General features: G+C 65.8%; 8 protein-coding genes and 3 tRNA genes. 6 read left to right on the top strand and 5 right to left on the bottom strand.

What is annotated here, in order from left to right; genetic code table 11:
* The first annotated feature begins 161 nt into the window (after nt 1–161).
* On the top strand, nt 162–335 hold the full coding sequence (locus ON37_RS32635; RefSeq protein WP_157171310.1) for a hypothetical protein: 174 nt from the start codon (nt 162–164) through the stop codon (nt 333–335).
* Between the two features lie 121 nt (nt 336–456).
* On the opposite strand, the gene ON37_RS00790 is transcribed toward ON37_RS32635, so the two are convergent.
* Nucleotides 457–544 (bottom strand) — tRNA-Ser (locus tag ON37_RS00790).
* 161 nt (nt 545–705) lie between these two features.
* Between ON37_RS00790 and nicT the strand changes: the two genes are divergently transcribed.
* Together nicT and ON37_RS00780 are read left to right on the top strand one after the other, a co-directional pair.
* Nucleotides 706–1,776, top strand: a complete 1,071-nt coding sequence (nicT, locus tag ON37_RS00785) for a Nickel transporter NicT (protein WP_210742719.1) — start codon at nt 706–708, stop codon at nt 1,774–1,776.
* Nucleotides 1,777–1,816: 40 nt separating this feature from the next.
* Nucleotides 1,817–2,869 (top strand): alpha/beta hydrolase, encoded by a 1,053-nt coding sequence (locus tag ON37_RS00780; protein ID WP_051031013.1) that lies wholly within the window; start codon nt 1,817–1,819, stop codon nt 2,867–2,869.
* 1 nt (nt 2,870) lies between these two features.
* Here the strand turns inward: ON37_RS00780 and hisC are convergent, their stop codons facing one another.
* Nucleotides 2,871–3,950, bottom strand: a complete 1,080-nt coding sequence (hisC, locus tag ON37_RS00775; protein WP_040715372.1) for a histidinol-phosphate transaminase — start codon at nt 3,948–3,950, stop codon at nt 2,871–2,873.
* 174 nt (nt 3,951–4,124) lie between these two features.
* On the opposite strand from hisC, the gene ON37_RS00770 reads away from it, so the two are divergent.
* The 3 genes from ON37_RS00770 to ON37_RS00760 all read left to right on the top strand — a co-directional run bounded on the left by ON37_RS00770 (nt 4,125) and on the right by ON37_RS00760 (nt 5,261).
* On the top strand, nt 4,125–4,976 hold the full coding sequence (locus tag ON37_RS00770) for a dienelactone hydrolase family protein (protein ID WP_040715370.1): 852 nt from the start codon (nt 4,125–4,127) through the stop codon (nt 4,974–4,976).
* Between the two features lie 86 nt (nt 4,977–5,062).
* Nucleotides 5,063–5,152 (top strand) — tRNA-Ser (locus ON37_RS00765).
* A 36-nt stretch (nt 5,153–5,188) separates the two neighbouring features.
* Nucleotides 5,189–5,261 (top strand) — tRNA-Arg (locus tag ON37_RS00760).
* 73 nt (nt 5,262–5,334) lie between these two features.
* On the opposite strand, the gene ON37_RS00755 is transcribed toward ON37_RS00760, so the two are convergent.
* From ON37_RS00755 to ON37_RS34595, 3 genes are read right to left on the bottom strand one after another with little or no spacing between them, the layout of a single operon-like run.
* The gene (locus ON37_RS00755) at nt 5,335–6,552 is read right to left on the bottom strand and encodes a tyrosine-type recombinase/integrase (RefSeq protein ID WP_040715368.1); all 1,218 of its coding nucleotides are present in this window, start codon (nt 6,550–6,552) and stop codon (nt 5,335–5,337) included.
* 4 nt (nt 6,553–6,556) lie between these two features.
* Complete coding sequence (locus tag ON37_RS31425; RefSeq protein ID WP_083892615.1) at nt 6,557–6,730, bottom strand: helix-turn-helix domain-containing protein; 174 nt, start codon at nt 6,728–6,730, stop codon at nt 6,557–6,559.
* Between the two features lie 12 nt (nt 6,731–6,742).
* Nucleotides 6,743–7,027, bottom strand: a complete 285-nt coding sequence (locus tag ON37_RS34595; protein ID WP_308417519.1) for a replication initiator — start codon at nt 7,025–7,027, stop codon at nt 6,743–6,745.
* Between the last annotated feature and the right edge of the window lie 26 nt (nt 7,028–7,053).

The following is a 7,053-nucleotide window of genomic DNA, read 5'->3' as shown; positions in this document are numbered from 1 at the left end:
AAGATCTTAGGAACCCGTCGTGTCCGGCGTGCGCGGTTCGGGCCGGAGTCGCTGTGCTCTCGATGTGGGTCTTAATGCCCTTTCCCTGGTCAGACGCCCGCGCGACCATGAACGAGTACGACCTCAACCGGATTGCTTCGGTTCCTTCGAAAGGTTGAACAATGAACAGAAAGCCCGCGAAAGCTCTCGCCACCGCCGCAATCATCCTGTCGCTCGGAGCCGTAGCCGCGCCGATCGCAACGGCCGACACCGTCTCCGATTCCACCGCGCAGCCGATCGCGCTGTGCTTCACCATTCCATTGCCCGGTTCGGCGGATTGGGTGTGGTGCTTGTGACCCACAATGTCGGTGCCTCCACATCGGAGTGGTTGCGGACGAATACCGACCCCGACACATTCGAATGACATCCGAATTAGCGAAAAGGCGCTGACCGATCTGCCGGTCAGCGCCCTTTTTGTGGCGGTGGGTGTGGGATTTGAACCCACGGTGGCGTGAACCACGACGGTTTTCAAGACCGTTCCCTTAGGCCGCTCGGGCAACCCACCCTGTTCCGGACGGGCCGGAACGGTATCTCAGACTACTGGCGGGGGTGCGGGGATACCGAATCGGACCGGGACGGTGGGAGGGGAGTGGTGGTTGGCGGGCTTGTGTCGGTGGGATCGGCGACAATCGCGTCGGTGGTCCGACGAATCCGAAGGGGGACCGAATGCGTGGTGTGGTCGGGATGGCCGGGGCGGTGGTGGCGCTGCACATCCTCGGGTGGGGGACATTGCTGCTGGTCGTGGTGCCGCAGCATCATCCGGTGAACGGTGCCGTGTACGGCGTGGGACTGGGTGTCACGGCCTACACGCTGGGGATGCGGCATGCTTTCGACGCCGATCACATCGTCGCGATCGACAACACCACGCGGAAACTGGTGGCCGAGAACGGGCGGACTCGTTCGCAGACGGTCGGGTTCTGGTTCTCGCTCGGCCATTCGTCCGTGGTGCTCGTCCTGGTGTGCCTGCTCGGTCTCGGCGTGCGAACGCTGGCCGCGAACCTCGAGGACGAGAACTCGTCGTTGGAGCGTTGGACCGGGCTGTGGGGAACGAGCGTCTCGGGGAGCTTTCTGATTCTGATCGGGTTACTGAATCTGGCCTCGTTGATCGGCATCTGGCGGATCTTCCGGCGGATGCGCGGCGGAGAGTTCGACGAGGCCGCGCTCGAGCATCAACTGCAGGCCCGCGGCCTGCTCGGCCGGGTCCTCGGTCCGGTGCTGCGGCTGGTGCGCCGACCCGCGCACATGTACCCGGTGGGCGTGCTGTTCGGCTTGGGTTTCGACACGGTCACCGAGGTCGGGCTGCTGGTCATCGCCGGCGGCGCGGCCGCGACCGGTCTGCCGTGGTACGCGATTCTGGTCCTGCCGGTGCTGTTTTCGGCGGGGATGACGCTGTTCGACGCGGTCGACGGCTCGTTCATGAGTTACGCCTACGACTGGGCCTTCGCTCGCCCGATCCGCAAGATCTACTACAACCTCGTGATCACCGGCCTGTCCGTCGCGGTGGCGCTGGTGATCGGCGGACAGGAGTTGGTGTCGATCCTGGTGGATCAGCTCGATGTCCGATCCGGGCCGGTGGCGTGGATAGGCAATCTCGATCTGGGGCAGCTCGGCTTCGGCATCGTCGCCCTGTTCGCCCTCACCTGGCTCGGGGCGCTGGCGATCTGGCGTTTCACCGGCGTGGAGCAGCGCTGGGAGAAATCGCTCGCCGGCGAAGCCGATGCCGCGTCGCGGGCGTGATTTTTCGACGCACCGGTACGCCTCTGGCAGGATGGCGGCCATGGTTCGTCGCCGGATTGGGCGTCGGCTGTCCGGCGCCGCCATCGCCGCACTCCTGTCGTGTGCGGTAGTTTGTGCGGCTCCGCTGACGGTCGCGGCGCCCGCACCCCCGGCCGACTCCGGCTCCGCCGAGGGGCCCGCTCCGGCGTTGGAGAGCCCGAGCCCGGCCACGGCGACGATCGACCGGATCGAACCCATTCACGACCGCTGGTTGCGGGTCTTCGTCAAATCTCCCGCGATGCAACGCACCGTGCAGGTTCAGCTGCTGCTGCCGGCCGACCGCAGCCGTCCGCGACCGACCGTGTATCTGCTCGACGGACGCAGCGCGAGCAACGACTACAACAACTGGGCCGAACGCGGCGGCGCCGTGCAGTTCTTCGCCGACAAGGATGTGAACGTGGTCCTCACGGTCGGCGGACCGGCGGGCTACTACACCGACTGGCAGCGTCCGGACCCGGTGCTCGGCACCAACAAGTGGGAGACCTTCCTCACCCGCGAACTCCCGCCGCTGATCGACGCGGAATTCGAAGGCAACGGACGCAACGCGGTCGAGGGCGTGTCGATGGGTGCCGAAGCCGCGATGATGCTGGCCATGCGCAACCCGCACGTGTACAGCGCGGTCGCGGCCCACAGTGGTTGCTACGCAATGGGTTCGGACTTCGGGCAGGCGCAGGCGCGCGCGGTGGTGCGCACCTACGGCGGCGATCCGGACAACATGTTCGGCAAGCAGGACGATCCGGACTGGCTCGCCCACGACGTGATGATGCATGCCGACACGCTGCGCGGCACCGCGATCTTCCTGTCCTCGGGTTCCGGCCTGCCCGGTCCCTACGACGGTCCGGGCAATCCGGAGGCGCCCACCGCGATCGGTTTCGGTGGCCCGCTCGAGGCCGGAGCCAATGCCTGCACCATGGCCCTCGCCGACCGGCTGGAGCGCATGCAGATTCCCGCGGATGTGGATCTACGCCCGGTCGGGACGCACTCCTGGCCGTACTGGAAGGACGAGCTGCCGCGCGCCTGGCCGACTCTGGCCCGGGCACTCGGCGTGCGCTGAATCAGGCGAGGAAACGCGCCACGGTCGCCGGTGCGGTGGCGAAGCGCAGAAAGCGGTCGTTCTCGTGCGGATCACCGGCGGTCACCCGAACACCGTCGGTGCCGTAGGGCCGCACCATGACTCCGGCCTCGGCACTGGCGGCGCCGAAATCCGCGCTGTGCGCACCCAGCGGCAGCCAGACGAAATTGGCTTGGGTCGGCGGCACCCGGTAGCCGGCCGCGATCAGGGCGGTGCGCATCCGTTCCCGCTCCGACACCACGTGGTCCGTGCGGTCGAGCAGTTCGTGGCGCGCCTGCAGGCAGGCGATCGCGGCGGCCTGCGCGAGCCGGTTCACACTGAACGGGATGTGCACCTTGAGCAGTGCGGTGATCAGCTCGGGGTCGCCCACGGCATAGCCGACCCGGAGTCCGGCCAACCCGTATGCCTTCGAAAAAGTCCGCAGCACAACCACATTCGGACGACCGCGGCCGAGCTCGACCCCATCGGGGGCGTTGTCGGCGGCCAGGCGCAGGTATTCGAAGTAGGCCTCGTCCAGGACGACCAGGACGTGTTCGGGGATCGCGTCGAGGAAGCGGACCAGATCGGCGCGCCCGTAGGCCGTGCCGGTGGGGTTGTTCGGATTGCAGACGAAGATCAGCCGGGTGCGCTCGGTGACCGCGGCCGCCATCGCATCCAGATCGTGGGCGTAGTCGGCGTTCAGCGGCACCTGCACGGCGGTGGCGTTGCCGACCTGGGTGACGATCGGATACGCCTCGAACGACCGCCATGCGAACAACACCTCGTCCTCGGGTGAGGCGCAGGTGATCTGCACCAGTTCCTGGCACAGGGCGACGCTGCCGCAGCCGACGGCGACGTTCGCGACGTCGACGCCGTGGAAGTCGGCGAGGGCTGCTCGAAGTTCGCCCGAGGAGTTGTCCGGATAGCGATTGACCAGTTCGGCCGCTTCCGCGATCGCCTTGGCGACGCTGGGCAGCGGCCCGAAGGTGGACTCGTTGCTGGCCAGTTTCACCGCATCCGGATGGCTGCGACCAGGGGTGTAGGCCGGGATGGACTCCAGGTCCGGGCGAATACGAGCACTCACCCCACCACCCTAGTTGTTCGCCGATTCGCACCGCTCGCCGCGCCCGTTCGCGCAGCCCTCTCGGCGGGCTCGCAGGGCCGAACCGGCCGGGCGGTATGCCGGAACTTTTTGCGAGGAATGGGTACTTCTGTGCAACTTCTCCCGAATGTTATGCAGGCGAATTACCCTGGTTTCATGTCGGGCATCTATCGAGACAAGGCGCCATTGCGCGGCAGCGGGGTGGTCGACGACACGCGGCAGACCGTCGGCCGGGTGCCCATCACGGTGATCGAACCGGAGGGCTACGCCCGCGGCGGCATCGTCGTACTCCACGAGTCGCGCGAGTTTGCCGATGCATTGCTGGAGATGATGAAGTCACTGGCCGGTGAGGGCTGGATCATGGTCGCGCCCAATCTGTTCCACCGCTTCGATCGGCCGTCGGCCGACGGGGACGGCTCGGGCCTCGCCGTCGAACGCGATGTCGCGGCGGTCGGGGCTCGTTCGAACGGGCCCGGTGCGACCGCGACCGGATTGGCGAGTCCGCCCGCCGGCGGGACCGAGCACGTGTTCGGGGCGGATCTGTTCGCCGATTTCGACGCCTGCTTCGACTGGCTGGTCGGCCGCGGCGTCTTCGCCGACACCATCGGTGTCCTCGGCTTCGACACCGCCGGCACCGCCGCCCTGCTGGTCGCCACGAACCGGCCCATCGGCGCCGCCGTGAGCGTGGCCGCCCCCGGTATCGCCGAACCGCTGACGGCGGAGGCGACGGCGCTGGTCGACGCGGCCCCGCAGCTCCAGGCGCCGTGGCTGGGCCTGTACGGCAACGACGACCCCGTCACCCCCGCCGACGAGGTCGAGCGATTGCGCGACGCCGCGGCCAGAGCGGCCGTCGCCACCCTCGTCGTCAGCTATCCGGGGCTGCATCACCGCCCGGACCATCCGGGATTCGAGATGGCCGATTTCGATCAGCTCCCCGACGAGGAGAAGCGAATGCTGATCGACGCGCAGACCAGAATCTTCGATTGGTTCGACAGTCACCTACGTTGACCAGCCGTTTTGCGTCCTGACCGGTTGCTCTGTACTCTTGCCTCTCGGCGGTTCGAAAGGACCGGCGCCCTCGAAAGAAGGCTCCAGGAGGCGTGCCAGAGCGGCCGAATGGGACTCACTGCTAATGAGTTGTCCCTTCACGGGGACCGGAGGTTCAAATCCTCTCGCCTCCGCCACGCCCGGGAAACCGGGCACACAACTGAACAGGACCTGCGCCCGTAGCTCAACGGATAGAGCATCTGACTACGGATCAGAAGGTTGGGAGTTCGAGTCTCTCCGGGCGCGCAGAAAAGAGCCCCCGAGCTGCATCGGCAGACCGGGGGCTCTTTCGTTCCAAGATCATTCGAGGCTGAATCCCTCACTTTCCCCTTACATTCGAGTCCGTACTTTCCTTCGCGTACCGGTCGAGGACCTCGCGAACATCCGGTCCATGCGTACGCCTTTCGACGTAGTGCTGTTCGGTCGTGGCCAGCTGAGCATGCGACAGTTGCGCCTGAGCCTGCTCGACACCGAGGCCGTCACGGATCACCGTTCCCACCGTCCGCCGCAGCGAATATGGAGTGACCCATTTCATATCCTCGGGCAGGGCGGCACGCAGCGACCGGCGCAGGTTGTTCAAGCTCATCCACCCACCATCGCGGTTCGGAAAGACCGGCTTGTCCCCGAGCGTCTCCAACGATTCGAGGTCCTTGCTCGCTTCACTGAGCAGTTTGGCCAGAGTTTCGACAGCCAACGAGGGCAGTACGACCGTGTGATCGGGCGCATCGCCTTTCCGTGAGTCCTGCCGACGCAATCCCTGACCTTTGACCTTGCCGTGATCGATCACCGTGCCCGTTACCGTCATAACCGGCGGATCGGCCAACAGATCGACGTCCGACCAGCGGAGCCCGAGAACCTCATTCGGCCGGCACCCTGTCGAAGCCATCACGTCAACGAACGGTGCCAACATTCGTCCCGGCCGTGGTCCGGCCTTATGCTCACGGTTGGTATAGGCCCGCACCGCCGCGCGAACTCTCGCGAATTCCTCCGTGGTCAAGGCGCGCACCGGTGCCTTCTTCCTAGTATTTCGCGAGACCTCCCGGAGCGGATTCACCGCCAGGACGTCATGCCGGACCGCGATCGCGAACATCCCAGTAAGGGCAACCCGCAGAAACTTGGCCTGACTCGCTGCCGAATCAGCCACGAGCCCGAGGTGGCTTTCCGCGCGACTGGTCGGGAATTCGCGAACCCGCAACTCACCGATCTGCTTGGCCCCGTACTTGTCCCATGCACGCTGGTACTTGTCGACGCTCTGGCCCTTCAGCCCTGCCTTTTCCTTGCCCGCGATCCATAGCGCGAACAATTCAGCGAGCGTCGTGCGTTCGGTTACCACCGTGCTCGACGAAGGGGACATGCGAGATTTCAAGTGTCGTTGAAGATTCCGCCGGGCATCTTCGTCACTTCGTCCGCTGCGCTCAACCTGCCGACGCTTCCCATCCTGATCACGGACGTAGGTACTGGCGGTGAACTTGTCCGGCCCCACTTGGGTAACCGAGATCTTGCCCCACTCGCCTGGGGCCATTCGCTGTCTGGGCATAACGCTATGCCGCCTGGTCCAGACCGTTGATGTAGTCCGCGATCGCCTGCTCGGTGACGAAGCGGCGACGACCGATCTTCACCGAACGCAGCTCACCCGAGCCGATCAGCTCGTAGTACTTGCTGTGGCCGATCGGGATGAGTTCGCGTACTTCCGCCTCGGTCAGAAGCTTGGACATGATGACTCCTTCCTATGCTGCGGTCTGGGTTGCCGAATGTTGTTGTTCGCCTGGTGGACTGGCTTGCAGGCGGGCGGTTTCGTATTGGGCGCGCCATTTGATCCGCTGGGCGATCGAGGCCATGATCAGGTGCTCTCGCGGTGGCACGTTCTTGTCTCCCGGTTCGACCGGTTTCACGATCAGCCGGGACGGGTCGGGTTTCTGGATGCCGACCTGAGCGAGGACTTGCCGAACAAACTCGGCGCGATCGGCCTTGTGATCCGGGAGAGTCTTGCCGGTCCAGCGACGCGAGACCAGGACGCGGCGGCCGCGCAGGCCGAGGG

It is taken from the genome of Nocardia veterana NBRC 100344 (genome assembly GCF_000308855.1).
In the GTDB taxonomy this organism is placed as follows: domain Bacteria; phylum Actinomycetota; class Actinomycetes; order Mycobacteriales; family Mycobacteriaceae; genus Nocardia; species Nocardia veterana.
The sequence above is the reverse complement of the archived record's forward strand: the minus strand, read 5'-3'. Positions and strand labels throughout refer to the sequence as shown.